Genomic DNA, 20,470 nt, shown 5'->3' on the forward strand with positions numbered 1-20,470 from the left:
GGGCGGCGCCTCCGTCCGTACCCCTTCGTGCACCCGCCGGGCCGTCGGCACGGTCAGGACCTCGTGGCCTCGGGGGACGGGCCTCGGGGCTCCGGACAGCAGCACCCCGACACTCGTACCCGCGCACCCCGTCCTCCTTCCACGAAGGGAACCTTCATGCCCGACGTCTTCGTCAACTACCGCACAGGCGACGAGGAATCCGCAGCGACCATGATCGCCCGGGAGCTCGCCCGGCGGTTCGGTGACGAGCGGATCTTCTTCGCCAGCAGCTCGATCGAGCCCGGACACCACTTCCCGGTGGAGCTGGTCAAGGCAGTGGAGGAGTGCGGGGCGCTCCTCGCCGTGATCGGGCCGCGCTGGGCGGAGATACGGGGGGTCGACGGCCGTCCCGCCCTCGAAGCCGAGCAGGACTGGACCCGTCGGGAGATCCGGACCGCGCTCGACCGCGGAGCCCTGGTGATTCCCGTGCTCGTCGGAAAGGCCGCGCGGATCGACCGTACGGTCCTCCCCGACGGCCTTCGGGAACTGGCGGACCGCCAGTACAAGCGGTTCGACCACCGCAACGCCGAGTCGGACCTGACGGCGCTCGGCGACACACTCGCCCGGCTGTTGCCCGAGCTGGCCTCGACGGACCGTGATGCCCGTGCGGCGCGGGACCGCGCGGAGGAGGAGCCCCGTGAGAGGTCGGCCCGGGACGCCGGGCACACCCGGATGCGGGCGCGCGATGTCGAGCAGCGTGTGCGCGGCGGCATCGGAAACCTCAACGGAGATCTCGGTGCCTTCCTCAACGAGCCGCGAGGGCCCGTGAACACCGGTCGGGGCCACCAGTACAACGCGCCCCACCGCGAGGGCGACGACAGCGGCACGGTCCACGAGCGCTTCGAACGCTTCGAGTGCGAGCACCGGCGTTCGGACGGCGAACGATGACGGAAACGGAGACGGAGACAGGGACAGGGACAGGGACAGAGATGGGGACAACGGAACAGGTCTGCGTCACGGTCAACGATCCGCGTGGTCCGGTGAACAGTGGCGCGGGGCCCCAGTACGTCTCCTACGGCGTCGGCGCGGACCGGCCGATCCGCAGAGGAGCCGGGTCCCTCCGGATCGGCCGCGAGGACCGGCTGCGCCTGGCCGACCGGTTCGTTCCGCCCGAGAACTACCGTGTCGCCGCGGACCTGTTGGAGAAGCCGGGATCGACGGTGCTGCTGAGGGCCCGGCCCGGCAGCGGTCGCCGCGCCGCGGCGATCATGCTGCTCCACGGACTCGGTGAAGAGGAGTCGACCGAGGGGAAGGTCCGGTTCGAGGACCTTCCCCCGACCGGCGGAGAAGCGGCCCCCCTGGCCCCCGGCGAGGGCGACCGCTTCCTCCTCGACCTCTCCGGGATCGCCGACGAGGAGGCGTACGTCGAGGCCCAGCGCCTCCTGGCCGTGCGCCGGTCACAGGTCCAGGAGGCGGCGGCCCACATGGTCGTCGTCTTGCCGTCCGGCATGGAGCACGCCCACGCGCCGGAGCTCGAACCGCACACGGTGACGCTGGGGCGCCCCCGGGGCGTCACCGTCGTCACCCGGTACCTCCGCATGGACCGGATGGTCTTCAGCCCCTCGGACCTGGAGGGCGTCGGCCTCCGGCTCCTGTTCGACCGCTCCCCGATGCGGGAACTGGCGCGGCTCGCGGGGCTGGTGAGGACCGCCCGCGACAGCGGCCGGTCCGGCAGCGGCTTCGCGGAATGGCTCGACCGGGCGATGCGCGCGGTGACCGACCGTGCCGGTGAGGTGGGCCGGCAGGTGGCCACGGTCCGTACCGCGCCCGAGCGGGCGCTGCTGCTCGCGACGGCGATGTTCGAGGAGGCCCACGCCGACACCGTCCACGAGGCGTGGCGCGGCCTGATGAGAACGGTGGGGTACGAGGAGGAGGGGACGACCGAACTCGCGCGGACGGATTTCGGGGAGCGGCTGGCGGGGCTCGGGATCGAGCGGGACCCCGAAGGGCGGCTCCGTTTCGGGCATTCGGCCCACGCCGACGCGGTACGGACGTACTTCTGGGCGAACTTCCCCGGAATGCGCGACGACCTCAGGAACTGGATCGGGTGGGCCGCCGGGCTCGGCGGTCTGACCACCGACGACCGGGTGAACGTCGTCGTCCGCTTCGGCGAGCGGTCCCTGGCCGCCGGACGGCCCGACCACCTCTTCGACCTCGTGGTCCGCTGGGCGGACGGCGCGACCGGGGCGTCCTGCGATCCGCGGGCCCTGGCGGCCCTCGAACTCGGTCTCGGCCACGAGAGGTTCGGGGGATGGTTCCGCGAGCGGATGGACGAGTGCGTGAGAACGGACCGCTTACCGGACGGTCTCGTCCGCGTCCTGACCGCCGCCTGTCTCCACAGCCTCGGCGCGACGCACCCGGATCAGGCGCTGGTACGGCTCCGCCACCTCGCCGTACGGGACGGGGAGGCGGCGCGCGAGGCCCGGGAGGCGCTTCTCGAACTCGCCCGCCACGACCGTCGGCGCTACCGGCTGCTGATCGGCCTCTTGCGGAGCCGGGCGCCCCGGGAGCCGCGGGGAGAGGAGGCTCGACTCCGGCTCCTCACCGAACTACTGGCGAGCGACCGGGCACCGGACCCGCCGCCGTGGCCGGATCTCTTCCAGGGCTGGACGGCGGTCTTCTCCCAGCCGCCGACGGAGCTCTGGAACCCCCTGGTGCGCGGCTGGCTGGACGCCGTGGCGGCCGACCGCACGCGGGAGCTGGCGCTGGATGTGATGGTCCGCGCCACCCTCGGCCGCACGGTGGCCCTCCACCGCGTCTACGTCATCGCCAGCGACTGGGCGCGGTCCACGCGCGATCCGTCCGGGGCGGCCGTCGCCGCCCACTTCTGGCAGCACATCGACCACGCGCAGTACGCCCGCACGAGGCGTGCGGGCGGCGGCCCACGGACCACGGAAGAGGCACGATGAGACACCGACACCGCTTTCCCAGCCTGCTGTTCGTCGCCCTCTGCGGCCTCGTCCCGGCTGTGATCGGAAACCTCCAGGGCTGGTCGCCGTGGCTGTGGGGCTTCATGTCCATGGTCACCGCCTCGGGCTCCCTGCTGCTCGTGATGACGCTCCTCAGCGGTGGCCGTGCGACGGCCGATCCGTACGAGGCCGGGGAATCCGAGCCGCCCGAGGCACCGGCGGAGCCGCCGTACCAGGAGACCCGGGTGGTCGACGCGGGGCTGCCGAGCGCGGTGGACGGCTACGACTTCCTCTTCTCCGCCACCGTGTGGTGGCAGCCGGGCCACGACCACGCCGAGCGGCCCGACGGCGCCTTCGCGGCCCTCGCCGTGTCCTCGGTCGTCAGCCGGGCGCTGGAGGTCGTCCACGGCGAGGAGCCGGGCCGGGCGAGCTTCGCGCGGTACCTCCTGGAGGGAGAGCTGGGCGTCCCGCTCCTGGACCGGAGCGGGCGGGTGCGGGCCATGGCCGCCGATGTGACGCTGACCCTCGCCCCCGCCGACCGCGAGCGCCTGCGGAAGCTGAACGATCTCCGCAAGGACGAGGAGATCTGGGAGTACGAGCGCCAGTACGAGCGCAACAAGCGGCGCTATCTCGGTGACGACGTGCTCAAGAGCACGGGCAGCGCGGTGGTGTGGTGGCTGGCCCGGCACGAGAACGAGATCGAGAAGGCGGTCGACATGATCGGCCCGCTCGCCCAGATCACGGCGGCGGCCAACGACGAGGAGGTGCCCGAGCTCTTCCGCCACCTGCTCGTCCCGCCCGTGGAGGCGCGCGAGGAGGCGTTCGCCGGGGGCCCGCTGTGGGACGGAGACGGCCAGGGAGCAGGACTGTACGGCCGCGAGGCCGAGGTGGGAGCCGCGGATCGACTGCTCCTGCTGCTCGCGGCGGTGGGCCTGAAGCCGGACATGGACGCGTACACGGTGCTCGTACGGCGGGTGATCCGGGATCTGGAGGCGACGGGGCTGTACGAGGCCGCCGAGGAGATCAGGAGGGCCTTCTTCCCCGCGGCCGACGAGAGCGGGGGCGGGGGCGAGGATCCGGAGACCGGGCCTTCGGCCGAGGACGACGCCACGGGGCCGTGGCCGCCTCCGCCCTTCCCGGCCCCCGGAAGCCCGCGGTTCGACGACGCGGGACCGGACGCCGACAGGGGCGCGGGCACGTTCGCACCGGGGTCGGCGGAGAGCGGCTCGGGCGAACAGGACCGGGACTGGTACGAGCCCGGCGAGGACGGTACGGCTCCCCCGTACTTCTGGGACACCTCGCACAGCCCGCACCGACCGGCGGAACCCCGCGCGCGGGACGAGGACGCCGAGGACGACGAGAACCGCTGGGACGGAAGCCGATCCGTCCGATCAGCTGATCGGACGGCCTGCGCCGTCACGCCTCCCTTCCCCCCGTACCTCGACGAGCCGTGAGCACGTCCTGGCACGGAGAAGCCCAGGGGTCCGGCTCCGGAGAGTCGGGCCCCTGCCGACCCGTGCGCCCGCCGAACCAGTGGGGTGGTGGCAGGCCGCACAGAGGGAGCGGAATGCCCGAAGCGAACTCCCCGCGAGAGCGCGTCCTGCGGAGCACGCCCTTCGGGGCGCGGCCTTCGGGGCACGGCCTTCGGGGCACGGCCCGACACCGATCCGACCCGGTACGAGTCCCTCCGGCTGTCGTCCCCGTCGAGGTGTCGCCCGTGAGGACGGCGTACATACGGAAAGGCCCCCGCGCGGCCCAGGGCCGCCGAGGTACGCCCGCGAGGACAGCGCTCCACTGTCGGCACCACCTGATCCGGACCGAGAACACACGCGGTCGGCCGGAGGCGGCGCGGTCGCTGCCGGGGTCAGGGTCAGGATCGGGATCGGGATCGGGATCGGGATCGGCCACGGCCGACTGTCAGTGGCGGCTGCTTCCATGGCGTCATGAGCACCGTGCGCGAGATCGCCGCCCTCCTCCCCGGCCCTGACCTCCTCCGGACCCATCTGCGCGCGCTGGCCGTCCTGGACGCGACGATCGGTGACGATCCCCGGTTCTGCGCCTACGCCTTCGCCCCGGCCTGGGGGCCCGGTCAGGAGGCCGCCCTCATGGACAACGGCTCGGGGGACGACTTCTCCGTCCTCTTCACCCCGGCGGGCGTGCTCATACGCGGCTTCGCCCACGAGTCGGCGATGAGTCCGTACGCGACGGACGACGAGGAGGTCTGGCCCGGTGTCATCGACGAGGTGCCCGCCTCGCTGCGCCCGCTCCTGTACGAACCCGCCTTCTTCGACGAAGGCATCGGCCTCCCCCGGGTCACCGTCTGCCTGTGGCGGGAGACGGGCGACACCGCCTGGCGTACCGGCTCGGCCGTCGCTCCCCCCTCCGGGGGCGAGGACCCGGACGGTTCCGGCTTCCTCCTCCACCTCCTCAGGGAGCGTTCCCCCGAGGCCGTCCAGGCCCACTTCGAGGACCATTACGAGCGCCCCGTGTCCCTCGACGCCATCCGCCACGTCCTCGCCGGGCACCCCGTCACCCCCGCGACGGCCAAGGCCCTCAACCCGGCCGCCCTCGCGGACGACGCGCTGCTCCACAGGATCGCCGCGCATCCCGAGGCCGCTTCCTATCTGTCCTGCGACGGCGAGTTCGACCTCGCCCGCACCGACCCGATCGAAGCGATCGCCCTGCCCAACGGCCTCCCGGTGGAGCCCGTCGCGGGGTGCAACGCAGGCGGCACCCACTACCTCTGCGGCCCGGCCGTCCCCGACGGCCCCCGCCCCGTGCTCTACACCGACTCCGAGGGCCAGGCCTCCCTCATCGCCGAATCCCTCGCCGACGCCCTGACCCTCGTCATCGTCCTGCCGTCCTGGCACGACGCCCTGGGAGGACTGCGGCCCCCGGTCCTCAACTCCGACTACCTCGACGACCACCCGGACCACGCCGCCGTACGCGACCGCCTCCTCGCCGCACTCCGGCTCCCCCCGGCCACCGACCAGGACGTCCTGAACCGCCTGCTCACCACCGCCGCCCGCACCGTCCCCGACGGATTCCTCCCACAGGTCACCGACGAAGAGAACGCCTCCTTCGAACCGATGCTCGAACCACCCACCGAGTAGGAAGGCCCCGACCACCGCCGACACCCCACCGAAACCCGCAGATCTCGGGCAGCTCCGACGCGAAGAGCCGATGGCCCATGCCGCGGAGGACCTCGACAGCCTCCCCGAGGCGCCATCCAGCACGCCGCGGGTTCATCCAGCACGCGCGACCGCCGCGTGGCGGCCCACCCACCACCACGCCGCATTGTGTACACACGGGACACTCGGTACCCTTGGGCGCATGACGCAGCCGCTGCCCATAGAGTCCATCCGCGATGTCCGTGCGCATCTGGCCGAGGTCGTGGAGCGAGCCGATCGGGACGACGTGCCCACCGTGATCACACGCCGCGGCAAGGAAGTCGCCGCCGTCGTCTCCATCGAGGTGCTGCGCAAGTACCAGAAATGGGAAGAGCGCGAGATCAATCGGATCATCGACGAGCGCATGGCCAACCCCGCACCCGGCATCCCGATCGAGGACATTATGAGGGAGACACTGGCGCGCGGTGAGTGAGTACCGAACCGTCTTCCGCCCCGAGGCGCAGGCCGAGCTTCGGAAGATCCCGCGCGAGATGGCGCTGCGCATCCTGGCCAAGCTGACCGAGCTGGAAAGCGATCCGCTCGGCTACAACACCACCGCACTCGTGTCCCAGCCGGATCGCCGACGTCTACGGGTTGGCGACTACCGCATCGTCTACACGATCGACAACGGGGAACTGGTGGTCTGGGTCGTTCACATGGGGCACCGGTCCACCATTTACGACACCTGACCACCACTGACCACACGTCAGAACATCCAGCACCCATCCAGCACGGTGACGCCGAAGGGGTCGGACTCGACAGAGCCCAACCCCTTCTGACCTCGACGTTTGACTCAATGCCTAACGTGTTGCATCCACACGCTACACATTGAAGCGGAATACCTGCGGTCTGATCCTGACCTGCCGTGGAGCTCCCTACAGGGCTCTGACCTGTGATTTCCTGGTTGGCGTGCGTTGGCTCGCGACGGCCGTCTACGGGTGTCCTGCGGACTGGCCGGGGTCCCGAGGCAGAGAAATCCATGGCGCGGGCGGGACCTGCAACGAAACTGCGCAGGTGAGCGACTCCCACCCCTGCCCGTGCTGCGGGCACCGCGTACTGGACACGATGCCCGGCTCGTACGAGATCTGCCCCGTCTGCTTCTGGGAGGACGACGGGGTCCAGTTCCGCTGCCGACCATGGCAGGCGGGGCGAACAAGGTCTCCCTGATCGAGGCCCAGCGCAATTACCAGGACTTCGGCGCCTGCGACGAGCACACCCGCCGTCATCGACGGCCTGCCCTCCCTCGGCGGCTTCGGTCAGCTGACCGCCATCGAGGTCTTCGAGGAGGTGGGCGATCCCCGTTGCGGCCCCGCTCTCATCGGCCTGCTGGACAGCGACAACCCGACCGTCCGCGAATGGGCGGCCATGGCCCTGGCGAGCCTGGAGATCGACGGCGCCATCGAGCCCCTGCGCCGCGCCTACCGCGCCTACCTGGAACGGGCGACGCCACCGGACTGGACCGAACCCATCGGCATCCGCTGGGCCCTGACCGAACTCGGCGCACGCACCCCCGTCGTCCCACCGCTCACCACGCGCCTACGAGCCACCGCTGCGGACAACGCCCCTGGCTGGCCCTCGGCCCACTTCACCGAGATCATCGACGACCTGGCCGACCACGCCCAGGTGATCCTCTGCTCCCAGTTCTGGCGCGTGGACGCCGGCCACACGTACGGCATCTCCGGCACCGGCCTGGACTGGGAAATCGACTGGACCGCGCCTTGGGAGCACCTGGTCGAAGAGTCCCGCACCTGGTCCCTCCTGGAAGCCTCCGAAGCCCCCGTCGGCGGCGACGTCTTCGTCGCGCCGACCTGGATCGACCGTGCCGACCTGCTCATGGAGGGAGAGTGCACCACTCGGTAAGCGGCAACGCGCTCGCCCTCATGCCCCTGTGCGGGTCTGCTCGGCGGCCGGGGCTCGTTCGAGTCACGCACTTACCTGACTGAGGGCATTTGGGGTGTACCCACACGTGCTGTCGCTGTCGTTCGCGAGGGCGGCTGTTCCTGCAACGGCCCCGCCGGGGCGGAGTCACGACTGGGTGATCTTCGGGGAGGAAGGGGGACCGCTGGCGCTCTCTTGTGCGAGGGCCGTGTTGAGGTGCCTGAGGGCGCCAAAAGCGTTCGGCTGCGCGACGAGCGACCCGAGAAAGTCCCGTTCCATGCAGCGATCAATGCGGCGCGTGCGTGTGCGTCACCCGCTTGGAGAGAAACGACGAGGACCCTCCGGTTCCCTTCGAAATCCGCATGGACGGCCTCGGCGGACTCGGGTCGGAACCGCTGCAAGTCATCACCTATAGCACGCACTTGATGGATCGCGACAGAGGACTGTCAGTGGCGCCCTGCATGATAGAGGGCGAGTCGAGGCCAAGGGGGACACGCCACATGGGTGGAGTCGACACAGCACGGGGCATGGGGTTCCAGACGGCGTGCGCGATTCTCCAGCTGATCCGCACCCCGGACCAGTATCCGGAGGCGGAGACCTTTCGGGTGGAGGGCGCCGACGAGGCCATCGACTTCGAGGTGAGGGACGCTCGGGGACGACCGCTGCTGCTCGCCCAGGCGAAGACCCGGGTGGAACCGCGCACCTGGTCGGGACCGGAGCTGGTGCGGCTCGCCCGCCGCTGGGGCGAGGCCGACCCCGACGGTACGGCGGTGCTGCGGTTCCTCTCCGACGGACCGGTGCAGGCGTCGGGGCAGGCCGTGCGGGACGCGACGGAACGCGCCCGCGCCCTTCCCGATGCCGAGCAGTGGCTGGCCGGGTGTGAAGGCCTGGGAACCTCGATCGCACTCACCGTCGAAGACCACGCGCTGATGCGCAGGCTGGAGATCAACACCCGTACCGGCCCGTGGGAACAGATCCTCGACGAAGCCAGACTCGAAGTGCTGCGGCTCTCCCCCACCGCCGTGGCGTCGGCCGAGATCGACGCCACCGTCGACGCGTTGTTCGTGAAGATGTTCCAGTGGTCCGGGGAACGGCGGATCGACCGGCGTACGGTCCGGCTGGACGAGCTCCCGGGGCTCCTGCGCGGGCGCCGCACCACGTCCGGGCACGGGGCGGACGTTTCCCCGGGGCCCCGCCGCGCCCTGTTCCGGGGCGTCCCCTCAGCCACCGGTCTGCGCGGGCGGACCGAGGAACTGGGCGCGCTGAGAAAGCTGTTCGACGAGGAACCCGGCACCGGGACGGCACGGGTCGTGGTGTCCGGGCTGGGCGGCATCGGCAAGTCGAGCGTCGCCCGCCTGTACGCCCACCGGAACCGGGAGGCGTACGAATTCGCCTGGTGGATCCCGTCCGACACCCGGGAGGACGTGATTGCCGCGTACCGGCAGTTGGTGGCCGAGGAACAGCAGGAGGCCGAGCCCGCCACCGAGGCGGAGATCATCGAGCGTGTCGGCCGTCGTCTCGGGCACCTGGGCACCAGGCTCCTGCTGGTCTACGACAACGTCGCGAACCGCGAGCAGCTCCAGGGACTCCTGCCCGCCGAGGGCGCCCACGTGCTGGTGACCACCCGCGACTCGGCCTGGGCCACGGCGGAAGGCGGGCTGGTCGTGGGCCGGATGGCCACGGAGGAGGCCACCCGCTGGGCAGCGGAACGACTGCCCCGAGTGTCCGAGCCCGAAGTGTCCGCGCTGGTCGACGCGGTGGAATGCATCCCGCTCGGGATCGCCCAGGCCACCGGTTACATCGCCGCGACCGAATGCCCGGTGGACGTCTATCTGGCGGAGCTCTCGGAGTGCCGGGCCCGCCTGCTCGACAACCCCGGTTTCGTCCCCTTCGACTACCTCGCGGGAGTGACGCTGACGGCGGCGGTGACCCTCAGTGTGGGACGGGTGCTGTCCCACGCGCTGCGCTCGCCCGAAGGGTCCGAACAACAGCTCGCCGCCGAACTGCTCGCCCGCTGCGCCCTGCTCGCCCCGGACTTCATCCCGCTGCACCTTGCGGCACTCGACATGCCGATCGGTTCCGCCGTGTACGGCGCCGTGGCGGAGCTGCGCAGATTCTCCCTGGTCACTCCCCAGGACGGCATGTTGGCGATCCACCGGATCGTCCAGGCGGTCGTCCGGGCCCTGATGGACGGCGAGGCCGTCGAGTCGATGTACGGACGTTTCCAGTACGAGCTGGTGACACGGCTGGTCGCCTGCCAGAGGCAGAACCAGTGGGCCGAGGCCGCGACGCTGGTCGAACACGCGGTGCATGTGGCGCACCATGTGCGCGAGGGCGGCCGCGTGGACGGCAGTACCGTCGCGTTGCTGGCCAACACCGCGGGGGCTGTCGCCAATGTGCACGGTGACCTGGCGCGCAGTGAGGGCCTGTTGCGCGAGGCGTTGGCCGTCGTGGACGAATTCGACGACGCCGTGATGGACGACGCCGTGTACCGGAGGGCGGCAACGACCACCACGCTGGCCCAGTGCCTGCAGAACCAGCAGAGGTTCGACGAGGCGGCGGAGGCGGCACAGACCGCCTGGGCCCTGCTGGAAGGCCTGGACACGCTCAGCCCCGACGGGGTGGAGCACCTGCTTCTGGCCCACGTCACCGACATGCGCGCGGCCGTGGCGACGGACCGCTTCGCCGATGTGGCCCGCGCCGCCCTGAGGCTGGAGGGGGTAATGAGGCGCGAGGACGTGGCCGCGCCGGTCGAGTTGAAGGTCCGGCTGGAACAGGCGCAGGCGCTCGTGTGGATCAAGAACTGGGACACCGCGGCGATGACGGTCGACGTGGCCAGGGGACTCACCGGCCGCGACGACGAGCCGAACGCGGAGCTGCTGTTCCTGGACGCCATGGTCAAGGCGTCCACTGGACGCCTTGAGGAGGCCCTGGCCATCACCTCGGGCGTACCGGAGCCCACGGAACGCACAGCTGTGACGATCATGCGTCATCACGCGGACCAGATGGTGGACATGGCTCACGCCGTAATGGTCGGCAGCCTCCGGCGGCACGAGGAGGGGGCGCCCACCGACGTCTGGATTCTGAACGCCGCCCAGTCCCTGCTCGAACGGGCCGAGGCCCTGCTCGAAGCACACACCGAAGCGGGACCGGACGTACTGGCCCACGTTCGGCAACGGTTCGCAGTACTGGCCTGGACCCGCCACACGCTCGGGCACCCCGGCAGCGACCCGGAACAATCGCGCGCCCTCATGCGCGAGAGCCCGGAGATGTTCGAGGCGGCCGGGCAGGGCCATGTGCCGCTCGCGGTCACCGCACGCGAGTTCCTGGCGAGGGACGGACAGGAGGAGGACGACCTCGTGGAACGGGCGGTCACGGACGGGCCTCCTCGCTCCGCCCCCGGACCGTCGGGGGGCAAAGGGACGCACCCGATCTCCGCGTTCCCCTGGGGGAACGTCCTGGCCTGGGTCCGGAACGCACCGCCGGACGCGCGTTCGCTGTACGCCCTGCTCGGAGCCACCTTCTACCACCTCGGTGAGCGAACGGCACCCTCACCCGCCTTCGTCGCCCTGGCGGTCACCGCCGCGGCACGCACCCTGGGCCTGACGTGCCGCATGATCCCCACCACGCTCCAGGTGACCCTCGACGGCGTGCCCCTCGACCTCCCGGATCAGGCGGCCGAACCGACGCTCACGCCCACCGGCGAGGTCCGCGGACACATCACCCTCTGGTGCGAGGAAGCCGGACGCCTGGTGGACCCGGCCCTGCTGCTCGCCCAGGGCCGGTTCCCCGCGGGCGCCGACGAGCGGGAGGCCTTCCTGCTCCCCGTGGTCTTCCCCGCACCCGATGTGGACTCCCTGTTCGCTTTCCGTCCGACCACTCCCCGCGGGCGACACCTGCTCGTGTACGACTTCCGCCCGGACTGGGAGGAGCACCTCGTCAAGGTCCTCCCCCATCTGGACATGACGGCGGTGGCGACCTTCGCCCAACAGCTCGCCTCCACGGCGGGCCTCGCCACGACCGCCTCCTGAACAACTGGCGGTCTGGGTCGTTCACGTGGGGCACCGGTCCACCGTTCACGACACCTGACCACCGCTGACCACATGTCAGAACATCCAGCACCCATCCAGCACGGTGACGCCGAAGGGGTCGGACTCGACAGAGCCCGACCCCTTCTGACGTGTACGTTTGACTCAGCGCCTAACATGCAGTAAGCGCACGGCTACACGTTGAACCTGAACTCCACCACGTCCCCGTCCTGCATGACGTACTCCTTGCCCTCCATGCGGGCCTTGCCGGCGGCGCGGGCGTCGGCTACCGAGCCGGTTTCCACGAGGTCGGCGAAGGAGATGACCTCGGCCTTGATGAAGCCCTTCTGGAAGTCGGTGTGGATCACACCGGCCGCCTCCGGGGCCGTCGCGCCCTGCTTGATCGTCCAGGCGCGGGACTCCTTCGGGCCCGCCGTCAGATAGGTCTGGAGGCCGAGGGTCGCGAAGCCCACGCGGGCGAGGGTGGCCAGGCCCGGCTCCTCCGCGCCGACCGACTGGAGGAGCTCCATGGCGTCCTCCTCGTCCAGCTCCGCGAGGTCCTGCTCCAGCTTCGCGTTGAGGAAGATCGCCTCCGCCGGGGCGACCAGCGCGCTCTGCTCCGCCTTGAACGCCTCGTCCGTCAGCTCGTCCTCGTCCACGTTGAACACGTACAGGAAGGGCTTCGTCGTCAGCAGGTGCAGGTCGTGGAGGAGCTCCGCCTTCTCCGAGCCCTGCACGACGCCCTGCGAGAAGAGCGTGTCGCCCTTCTCCAGGATCGCCTGGGCCGCCTCGACCGCCGCGACCTTGGGCGCCACGTCCTTCTTGATCCGCGACTCCTTCTGGAGGCGCGGCAGGACCTTCTCGATCGTCTGGAGGTCCGCGAGGATCAGCTCCGTGTTGATCGTCTCGATGTCGTCCTTCGGCGAGACCTTGCCGTCGACGTGGACGACGTTCTCGTCCTTGAAGGCGCGGATGACCTGGCAGATCGCGTCCGACTCGCGGATGTTCGCGAGGAACTTGTTGCCCAGGCCCTCGCCCTCGCTCGCGCCGCGCACGATGCCCGCGATGTCGACGAAGTCGACCGTCGCCGGGAGGACGCGCTGCGAGCCGAAGATCTCGGCGAGCTTCGTCAGACGGGCGTCCGGGACGCCGACGACGCCGACGTTGGGCTCGATCGTGGCGAACGGGTAGTTGGCCGCCAGTACGTCGTTCTTGGTCAGGGCGTTGAACAGGGTCGACTTGCCGACATTCGGCAGACCGACGATTCCGATCGTGAGCGACACGGTGGCGACTTCCTGAAGGTGTGGACGGGGGGCCGATCCCCCAGTTTACGGGCGGGTCGAACCGGCCAGTGACGCCGACCTTCGGTCGTTCTCAGGGGCAAGGTCACCCAAAGGGCGTGTCCCGGACCCGGTTCCCGCCCCTACCCGACCTACGTTGGGGGGGTGGAGCAGCACAGGACAAGTCAGCCGCAAGGCCGCCGACGGCCGCAAACCCCCGCGACGCCGCCCGGCGCGCTCGTGGAGGGTGCCGCCGTGTACCGGGTGACCGGCAGGACCCGGCGGGGCCCCGGCGGGGCCCGCGTCGAGCGCGCGGGGGCCCCGGGAGCCGCCGGGCGCCCGCCGGGCGGCCGGCCGGTGCCGCCCGTCGTCCTCGCCCTGCGGCGCCTTCCCGCACCCCGGCTGACCGGGCTCGGCGCCGGGCTCTTCGCCTCCGCCGTCATGCTGGCGCTCGGCTTCCTCGACCTGCTGCTGTTCGACGGCTCCCCGCTGGTCTACGGGCTGCTGTTCCTGCCGGTCAGCGCCCTCACCGCGCTCTGGGTACGGGCCGCCGACCTGGTCACCGCCCCCATCAGCGTGCCCATCGCCTTCGCCGTCGGCGTCGTCCCCGTCGCCGGGGGCACCGGCGGCTTCGGCGGGCAGGCCATGGCCGTCGTGACGGCGCTCGCCGTGCACGCCGGGTGGCTGTACGGCGGCACGCTCGTCGCGGGGCTCATCGCCAGCGTCCGGAAGGTACGGGAGATGGGGCGGCGCCAGCACCTCGTCCGGCTCTCCCCCGCGCCCGCGCCCAGCGCCGGAACCGGAGCCGGAGCCGGAGCCGGGAAGGGCCCCGGGGGTGCTTCCGGGGCCGGTACGGGTGCCGGACCCGGTTCCGGTTCCGGTTCCGGTTCCGGTTCCGGAGCCGCTCCCGGTGCCGGGCCCGGGGACGCCTCCCGCAATACGGCCCCGCGCCGTCGTCCCGTGATCTGAGGGGCGTCACGGCTACGGACGGGGCCAGGGGCCGAGCCTGGTCCAGCCCCAGGGCCCTGGGGCAGGGCCGACGCCGGGGCCCCGGGGCTCGGGCCTCTTGACGCAAAGCCGATTAGACGCGAGGCCCGTCATCCGAGCGGGGCGGCCCGCCCCCGGGCCCACCCGTTCTGCCTCGCCCCGTCCCCTTCTGGCCCCGGCCCGGCGACGCCCGGCCCCGTACCCCGTACTCGTACTTCATGATCAGCCCGTGCTCAGCACGTACTCGACCCGCGCCGAGGCCCGCACTCGACCCGCTGAGACCCGTGCTCAGCCCGTGCCCGCCGCCATCCCCGCGCCCACGATGCCCGCGTTGTTCTGGAGTTCCGCCGGGACGATCTCCGCCCTGATGCCCTCGATCAGCGGCAGGAACCTGTCCGCCTTGCGGCTCACCCCGCCGCCGATGATGAAGAGCTCCGGCGAGAACAGCATCTCCACGTGCGCGAGGTACCTGGTCAGACGGCGCTTCGCCCAGTGCTCCCAGGTGAGGTCCTCGTCCTCCTTGGCCTTGGTCGAGGCCCTGGTCTCGGCGTCGTGGCCCTTCAGCTCCAGATGGCCCAGCTCCGTGTTCGGGACCAGTCGGCCGCCGACGAAGAGCGCCGAGCCGATGCCCGTGCCGAGGGTCAGCAGGATCACGGTGCCCTCGCGGCCCCGGCCCGCGCCGTAGGTCATCTCGGCGATCCCGGCCGCGTCGGCGTCGTTGAGGACGGTCACGGGCCTGCCGCCCAGCCGCTCGCCCAGCAGAGCGCCCGCGTCGACGCCGATCCAGGACTTGTCGACGTTCGCGGCCGTACGGACCGTGGAGCCGGTGACCACCCCGGGGAAGGTCACCCCCACGGGTCCGGTCCAGCCGAAGTGCTCCACGACCTCGACGACGCAGCCCGCCACACCGTCGGGTGTGGCGGGCTGCGGGGTCAGGACCTTGTGGCGCTCCTCCGCGAGCGCGCCGCGCTCCAGGTCCACGGGGGCGCCCTTGATGCCCGATCCGCCGATGTCCACTCCGAAGACGTTCATGGACCCCACGGTAAGGGCTGCGGCGCGGAGTTACTCCTTGACGGGCGTGGTGGCGAGGAGCTTCGCCGCCTCGGCCCGCAGGTCCTTGTTGCGGAGCTCCTTGGGCAGCGAGAAGGTGAGGGACTCGTCGGCCGTCTTGACGATCTCCACGTCGGCGTAGCCGCGCTCGGAGAGCCACTCCAGGACCTCCTGCACCAGGATGTCCGGGACGGAGGCGCCGGAGGAGAGACCGACGCTGGTCACGCCCTCCAGCCACGCCTCGTCGATCTCGGTCGCGAAGTCGACCAGGTGGGCGGCGGGGACGCCCGCCTGCTTGGCGACCTCGACCATGCGGATCGAGTTCGAGGAGTTCTTCGAGCCGACGACGATCACCAGCTCGGCCTGCCCGGCCAGCTCCTTGATCGCGATCTGGCGGTTCTGCGTGGCGTAGCAGATGTCGTCCGACGGCGGGGAGATCAGCTGCGGGAACTTCTCCTTCAGCGCGTCGACCGTCTCCATCGTCTCGTCGACGGAGAGCGTGGTCTGGGAGAGCCAGACCACCCGGGCGGGGTCGCGGACCTCGATCTTCGCCACGTCGCCGGGGCCGTCGACGAGCTGGATGTGGTCGGGGGCCTCGCCGGAGGTGCCGATGACCTCCTCGTGGCCCTCGTGGCCGATGAGGAGGATGTCGAAGTCGTCGTTGGCGAAGCGGACGGCTTCCTTGTGGACCTTGGTGACCAGCGGGCAGGTGGCGTCGATCGTCTTCAGGAGCCCCTCGCGGGCCTCGTCGTGGACGGTCGGGGCGACGCCGTGCGCGGAGAACATCACGATGTTGCCCGGCGGCACCTCGGTCGCCTGGTCGACGAAGATCGCGCCCTTCCGCTCCAGCGTCTGGACCACGTACTTGTTGTGGACGATCTCGTGGCGCACGTAGATCGGCGCACCGTACTGCTCCAGGGCCTTCTCCACCGCGATCACGGCACGGTCCACGCCCGCGCAGTAGCCGCGGGGGGCGGCGAGCAGGACACGCTTCGGGCGGTTCGTCGCAGCGGCGGAATCGGGCGTCGGCGCGGGCGTTGCAGTCATGCGTCCCATCGTAAGGCCGCGTCGGTGAACGCTTTGATCGGTACCGTGGCCGAAACTGTGCCCATGGCCGAGGATTCGCAGGTGGCGGCGCGCGATGGCGGCGCCGGACATTCGGGGCTTCGTCGGAACCTCGGGTTCCGTGATCTGGTCGTCTACGGCCTGCTCTTCATCGCGCCCATGGCGCCCGTCGGCGTCTTCGGGACGCTCGACGCCAGGTCCGGCGGGGCCGTCGCACTGGTGTACGTCGTGGCCACGGTCGCGATGGCGTTCACCGCGTTCAGCTACGCCCAGATGGTACGGGTCGCCCCGCAGGCCGGTTCGGTCTTCGCCTACGCCCGCAAGGGCCTGGGAGAAGGGCCGGGATTCATCGCCGGGTGGATGGCGATGCTCGACTACCTGCTGATCCCGGCCGTCGCGTACCTCTTCGCGGGCATCGCCATGGAGTCCCTCGTCCCGGCGGTCGACCGGTGGGTGTGGACCGGCGTCGCCGTCGTCGTCACCACCCTGCTCAACCTGTGGGGCGTACGGGCCGCCGCCCGCGTCGGTCTCGCCGTGCTCGCGATGGAGATCGTGGTGCTGCTGGTCTTCGTGGTGTCCGCCGTGGTGGTGCTCGTACGGGACGGGGCACGGCGCGACTGGTGGTCGCCGCTCGTCGGGGACGCCTCGTTCTCGTTCGCGGCGGTGGTCGGGGCGGTGTCGGTGGCCGTCCTGTCGTACCTGGGTTTCGACGCCATCGCCTCCTTCGCGGAGGAGGTCACCGGCGGGTCGGCGAAGGTGGCGCGGGCGGTGCTGTTCTGTCTGGTCCTCGCGGGTGTGCTGTTCGTCGCGCAGTCCTGGCTGGCCGCGCTCCTCGAACCGCTCTCCTCGGCCGAGCTGGCCGCCGACCCGGAGAAGCAGGGGACGGCCTTCTACGACGCCGTCAACGCCTCGGTGGGCAGCTGGCTGCACGATCTGGTGGCGGTCTCGAAGGCGATCGGGGCGGCGTTCGCCGCGCTCGCGGGGCAGGCGGCGGGCGGGCGGCTGCTGTTCGCGATGGGCCGCGACCGGCGTCTGCCGCACGTGCTCGCCCGGACGGACGGGGGTGTGCCGAGGGTCGCGCTGCTCGTGTCGGCGGTGGTGACGATGACCGCGGCGCTGTGGGCGGCCCGGCGGAGCGACGGCCTCGACCATCTGGTGTCGGTGGTCGACGTCGGCGCCCTGACGGCCTTCGTCCTGCTGCACGCGAGCGTGGTCGGCTGGTTCGCGGTCCGGCGCGCGGAGGGGCCGCCGCACGTCCTCAGGCACGTGGTCCTGCCGGTGGTCGGCGCGGCGATCCTGGTCGCGGTGATCGTGGGCGCCTCACCGGCGGCACAGGTCGTCGGCGTGGTCTGGCTGGGCGTGGGCCTGGTGGTCCTGGCGGTGCAGGGCGCGGGCAGGACACCGGCGGGACGGTGAGACAGTCGGCGGGGCGGTGAGCGGTGGCCGGTGAGCCACGGGCAGGACAGGTGGGGCGCTGGGGACGGATGGTGGGGTGGGGCTTGGGGTGCCGGGGCCGGGGCTGGGTGCCGGGGCTGGACAAGGCCAGGCAACCCGGTGGGGGGACGGGTGACGGAACCGGACGGCACGGCCCGGTGGGGGTGGGGGCGGTGCGACGGGACCGGACGGAGCCACGCGGCCCGGTGGTGACGGGTGAGGACCGCATCCCTGACGGGTGAGCACCGCGTCCCGTACTTCCCCGCCCCGCACCCCTGACGTTGTCGTACCGCGCCGTTACGCTCGGTCCATGGCTCTGACTACGTCCCCCGAAGCGCCGCTTCCCGTCGGCGAGGTCTCCCGGCTGATCGGGGGCTGGATCGACCGGCTCGGGGCGATCTGGGTCGAGGGGCAGATCACCCAGCTGTCGCGGCGGCCCGGTGCCGGGGTCGTCTTCCTGACCCTGCGCGATCCCTCGTACGACATCTCGATCGGCGTCACCTGCTACCGCCAGGTCTTCGACTCGGTCGCGGACGTGGTGTCCGAGGGGGCGCGGGTGCTCGTGCACGCGAAGCCCGAGTGGTACGCGCCGCGCGGGCAGCTGTCGCTGCGGGCGGCGGAGATCAAGCCGGTCGGCATCGGTGAGCTGCTCGCCCGGCTGGAGCAGCTGAAGCGGAGCCTGGCCGCCGAGGGGCTCTTCGCCCGGGACCGGAAGAGACCGCTGCCGTTCCTGCCGCACCGGATCGGGCTCGTCTGCGGGCGGGCGTCGGCGGCGGAGCGGGACGTCCTGGAGAACGCCCGGCGGCGCTGGCCCGCCGTCGCCTTCGAGGTGCGGAACGTGGCGGTGCAGGGCGTGAAGGCCGTTCCGCAGGTCGTGGGGGCGGTCCGGGAGCTCGACGCCCACCCGGAGGTGGACGTGATCGTGGTCGCCCGGGGCGGCGGCAGCGTCGAGGACCTGCTGCCGTTCTCGGACGAGCAGCTGATCCGCGCCGTGGCCGACTGCCGTACGCCGGTGGTCTCGGCCATCGGGCACGAACCGGACTCGCCGCTGCTCGACCTGGTGGCGGACCTGCGGGCCTCGACCCCGACGGACGCGGCCAAGAAGGTCGTACCGGACGTCGGGGAGGAGCTGGACCGGGTGCGGGGGCTGCGGGACCGGGCCCTGCGGACCGTGCGGGGGCTCCTCGACCGGGAGGAGCGCGGGCTCGCGCACACGCTCGCGCGGCCGGTCATGGAGCGGCCCCTGCGGATGGTCGAGGTCCGCGAGGACGAGGTCGCCGCGCTCCTCGCCCGGAGCAGACGGGTCCTGGGGCATCTGCTGGACAGGGCGGACTCGGAGCTGTCGCACACCCGGGCGCGGGTCCGCGCGCTGTCGCCCGCCGCGACGATGGAGCGGGGGTACGCGGTGCTCCAGCGGGCGGACGGGTCCGTGGTCCGCTCCCCCGAGGAGGTCGCGGAGGGCGAGGACCTGCGGGCCCGGGTCGTGGAGGGCGAGTTCACGGTCCGCCGCGTACCGGACGCGACCTGACCGGGCCGGAGCCGGTCGAAGATGTACGTGGGACAGCACCCGGCACGGAGCCGGGGAGGAGACGGAGGGAGCGGCAGATGACGAAGGGCGCGGACGCGGGGACTGCGGAGGGCGCGGACGGGGGGGTGCTCGGGTACGAGGAGGCGCGGGACGAGCTGATCGAGGTCGTCCGGCGGCTGGAGGCGGGCGGGACGTCCCTGGAGGAGTCGCTCGCGCTCTGGGAGCGCGGCGAGGAGCTGGCGAAGGTGTGCGGACGTCGGCTCGAAGGGGCGCGGGCGCGGCTCGACGCGTCCCTCGCGGCGGAGCGCGCGGCCGGGGGCGAAGGGGAGCGGGAGGAGCGGTAGCCGCGCCGCTCCTCCCGCCGGGCCGGAGAAGCGATGATCCGGGGCACCCGGCCGGTGCGGGACGCCCGCCGGACGTGAGGAAGGGTGCCACTCCATTGGTCATGGGGATCGATGCCCCGGACCTCCCGGACGCGCGGAAGGGCCGTGCCGCTCCACCGGGCGCGGAGAGCGATGCCCCGGACGCGCGGGGCCGTGCCGCTCCACCGGCGCGGGGGAGCGATGCCCCGACGCACCGGGCGCGAGGGGCTGCGAGCTTGCGCCCCTGGGACGCGAAGAGGGACAGCGCCATCTCGGCGGGCGCAAGAAGGAACGGCCCCGCGGCACCCGCCGCGAGGAGCGTCGGCGACACCCGGCATGAGGCAAGGGACGGCAGCCCCGCGCGCCCCGGGCATGAGTAGTGACCTCTCCCGCCCGACCGGGACGAGAGGGAAACCCCGTGCCGCCCGCCGCGAGGATTCAGCGGTGCCCGGTACGACACGAGGGGCGGCGACCTCTCGCCCCCGGCCGTAAAAGCGACCGTGCCATCCCGCCAAGCACGAGAAGCAATGCCCCCGCCGCCCGACGCGAAGAATCAGCGGTGCCCAGCAGGACACGAGGGGTGGCGGCCTCTCGCCCTCGGCCGTAAAAGCGACCGTGCCATCCCACCAGGCACGAGAAGCAGCACCCCGCCGCCCGACGCGAAGAATCAGCGGTGCCCAGCAGGACACGAGGGGTGGCGGCCTCTCGCCCTCGGCCGTAAAAGCGACCGTGCCATCCCA

15 protein-coding genes and 1 pseudogene are annotated in these 20,470 nt (G+C 71.7%); 13 read left to right on the forward strand and 3 right to left on the reverse strand.

The features are described from left to right. Positions 1-156: 156 nt before the first annotated feature. The 9 genes and pseudogenes from ACFXGN_RS23445 (at position 157) to ACFXGN_RS23485 (ending at position 12,027) form a co-directional block, all read left to right on the forward strand. A complete protein-coding gene (locus ACFXGN_RS23445; protein WP_384862456.1) occupies positions 157-927 on the forward strand; it encodes a toll/interleukin-1 receptor domain-containing protein in 771 nt (256 codons plus the stop codon). A 41-nt stretch (positions 928-968) separates the two neighbouring features. Then, a complete protein-coding gene (locus ACFXGN_RS23450) occupies positions 969-2,948 on the forward strand; it encodes a hypothetical protein (RefSeq protein WP_384862459.1) in 1,980 nt (659 codons plus the stop codon). Continuing rightward, positions 2,945-4,402: a hypothetical protein gene (locus ACFXGN_RS23455; RefSeq protein WP_384862462.1), complete on the forward strand. Its 1,458-nt coding sequence runs from the start codon at positions 2,945-2,947 to the stop codon at positions 4,400-4,402. The genes ACFXGN_RS23450 and ACFXGN_RS23455 overlap by 4 nt, the downstream gene beginning before the upstream one ends. 489 nt (positions 4,403-4,891) lie before the next feature. After that, a complete protein-coding gene (locus ACFXGN_RS23460) occupies positions 4,892-6,061 on the forward strand; it encodes a hypothetical protein (RefSeq protein WP_384862465.1) in 1,170 nt (389 codons plus the stop codon). Between the two features lie 220 nt (positions 6,062-6,281). Next, positions 6,282-6,551, forward strand: coding sequence for a type II toxin-antitoxin system Phd/YefM family antitoxin (locus tag ACFXGN_RS23465; RefSeq protein WP_384862468.1), 270 nt, complete (start codon positions 6,282-6,284; stop codon positions 6,549-6,551). Continuing rightward, positions 6,544-6,807 (forward strand): type II toxin-antitoxin system RelE/ParE family toxin, encoded by a 264-nt coding sequence (locus ACFXGN_RS23470; RefSeq protein ID WP_384862470.1) that lies wholly within the window; start codon positions 6,544-6,546, stop codon positions 6,805-6,807. The genes ACFXGN_RS23465 and ACFXGN_RS23470 overlap by 8 nt, the downstream gene beginning before the upstream one ends. 376 nt (positions 6,808-7,183) lie before the next feature. Beyond that, positions 7,184-7,299, forward strand: a pseudogene (locus ACFXGN_RS23475) (CPCC family cysteine-rich protein); the annotation flags it as partial. A 106-nt stretch (positions 7,300-7,405) separates the two neighbouring features. Then, a complete protein-coding gene (locus tag ACFXGN_RS23480) occupies positions 7,406-7,978 on the forward strand; it encodes a HEAT repeat domain-containing protein (RefSeq protein WP_384862473.1) in 573 nt (190 codons plus the stop codon). A gap of 545 nt (positions 7,979-8,523) precedes the next feature. Further along, positions 8,524-12,027, forward strand: a complete 3,504-nt coding sequence (locus ACFXGN_RS23485) for an NB-ARC domain-containing protein (protein WP_384862476.1) — start codon at positions 8,524-8,526, stop codon at positions 12,025-12,027. 191 nt (positions 12,028-12,218) lie between these two features. Here the strand turns inward: ACFXGN_RS23485 and ychF are convergent, their stop codons facing one another. Next, a complete protein-coding gene (gene ychF / locus ACFXGN_RS23490; protein WP_384862479.1) occupies positions 12,219-13,307 on the reverse strand; it encodes a redox-regulated ATPase YchF in 1,089 nt (362 codons plus the stop codon). A gap of 252 nt (positions 13,308-13,559) precedes the next feature. Between ychF and ACFXGN_RS23495 the strand changes: the two genes are divergently transcribed. Next, positions 13,560-14,273, forward strand: a complete 714-nt coding sequence (locus tag ACFXGN_RS23495) for a DUF6542 domain-containing protein (protein WP_384862481.1) — start codon at positions 13,560-13,562, stop codon at positions 14,271-14,273. Positions 14,274-14,579: 306 nt separating this feature from the next. On the opposite strand, the gene ppgK is transcribed toward ACFXGN_RS23495, so the two are convergent. Together ppgK and ACFXGN_RS23505 are read right to left on the reverse strand one after the other, a co-directional pair. Continuing rightward, positions 14,580-15,323 carry a polyphosphate--glucose phosphotransferase gene (ppgK, locus tag ACFXGN_RS23500; protein WP_384862484.1) on the reverse strand — a complete coding sequence of 248 codons (744 nt, stop codon included), beginning with the start codon at positions 15,321-15,323 and terminating at the stop codon, positions 14,580-14,582. A gap of 30 nt (positions 15,324-15,353) precedes the next feature. Continuing rightward, positions 15,354-16,397 (reverse strand): 4-hydroxy-3-methylbut-2-enyl diphosphate reductase, encoded by a 1,044-nt coding sequence (locus ACFXGN_RS23505; RefSeq protein WP_384862486.1) that lies wholly within the window; start codon positions 16,395-16,397, stop codon positions 15,354-15,356. Between the two features lie 54 nt (positions 16,398-16,451). Between ACFXGN_RS23505 and ACFXGN_RS23510 the strand changes: the two genes are divergently transcribed. The 3 genes from ACFXGN_RS23510 (at position 16,452) to ACFXGN_RS23520 (ending at position 19,712) form a co-directional block, all read left to right on the forward strand. Further along, positions 16,452-17,822 carry an APC family permease gene (locus ACFXGN_RS23510; protein WP_384862489.1) on the forward strand — a complete coding sequence of 457 codons (1,371 nt, stop codon included), beginning with the start codon at positions 16,452-16,454 and terminating at the stop codon, positions 17,820-17,822. Between the two features lie 328 nt (positions 17,823-18,150). Beyond that, positions 18,151-19,368, forward strand: coding sequence for an exodeoxyribonuclease VII large subunit (xseA, locus tag ACFXGN_RS23515; protein WP_384862491.1), 1,218 nt, complete (start codon positions 18,151-18,153; stop codon positions 19,366-19,368). A 77-nt stretch (positions 19,369-19,445) separates the two neighbouring features. Continuing rightward, entirely contained in the window at positions 19,446-19,712 is a 267-nt protein-coding gene (locus ACFXGN_RS23520; RefSeq protein ID WP_384862494.1) for an exodeoxyribonuclease VII small subunit, read from the forward strand. Positions 19,713-20,470 lie beyond the last annotated feature (758 nt).

This window comes from Streptomyces sp. NPDC059247, assembly GCF_042754005.1.
GTDB lineage: Bacteria > Actinomycetota > Actinomycetes > Streptomycetales > Streptomycetaceae > Streptomyces.

Excerpts from the sequence above, each read along its gene's own strand:
- ACFXGN_RS23455 (WP_384862462.1), top strand. The coding sequence starts at position 2,945 with ATGAGACACCGACACCGCTTTCCCAGCCTGCTGTTCGTCGCCCTCTGC.
- ACFXGN_RS23465 (WP_384862468.1), top strand. The coding sequence starts at position 6,282 with ATGACGCAGCCGCTGCCCATAGAGTCCATCCGCGATGTCCGTGCGCAT.
- ACFXGN_RS23450 (WP_384862459.1), top strand. The coding sequence starts at position 969 with ATGGGGACAACGGAACAGGTCTGCGTCACGGTCAACGATCCGCGTGGT.
- ACFXGN_RS23460 (WP_384862465.1), top strand. The coding sequence starts at position 4,892 with ATGAGCACCGTGCGCGAGATCGCCGCCCTCCTCCCCGGCCCTGACCTC.
- ACFXGN_RS23510 (WP_384862489.1), top strand. The coding sequence starts at position 16,452 with ATGGCCGAGGATTCGCAGGTGGCGGCGCGCGATGGCGGCGCCGGACAT.
- ACFXGN_RS23485 (WP_384862476.1), top strand. The coding sequence starts at position 8,524 with ATGGGGTTCCAGACGGCGTGCGCGATTCTCCAGCTGATCCGCACCCCG.
- ACFXGN_RS23520 (WP_384862494.1), top strand. The coding sequence starts at position 19,446 with ATGACGAAGGGCGCGGACGCGGGGACTGCGGAGGGCGCGGACGGGGGG.
- ACFXGN_RS23445 (WP_384862456.1), top strand. The coding sequence starts at position 157 with ATGCCCGACGTCTTCGTCAACTACCGCACAGGCGACGAGGAATCCGCA.
- xseA (WP_384862491.1), top strand. The coding sequence starts at position 18,151 with ATGGCTCTGACTACGTCCCCCGAAGCGCCGCTTCCCGTCGGCGAGGTC.
- ppgK (WP_384862484.1), bottom strand. The coding sequence starts at position 15,323 with ATGAACGTCTTCGGAGTGGACATCGGCGGATCGGGCATCAAGGGCGCC.
- ACFXGN_RS23505 (WP_384862486.1), bottom strand. The coding sequence starts at position 16,397 with ATGGGACGCATGACTGCAACGCCCGCGCCGACGCCCGATTCCGCCGCT.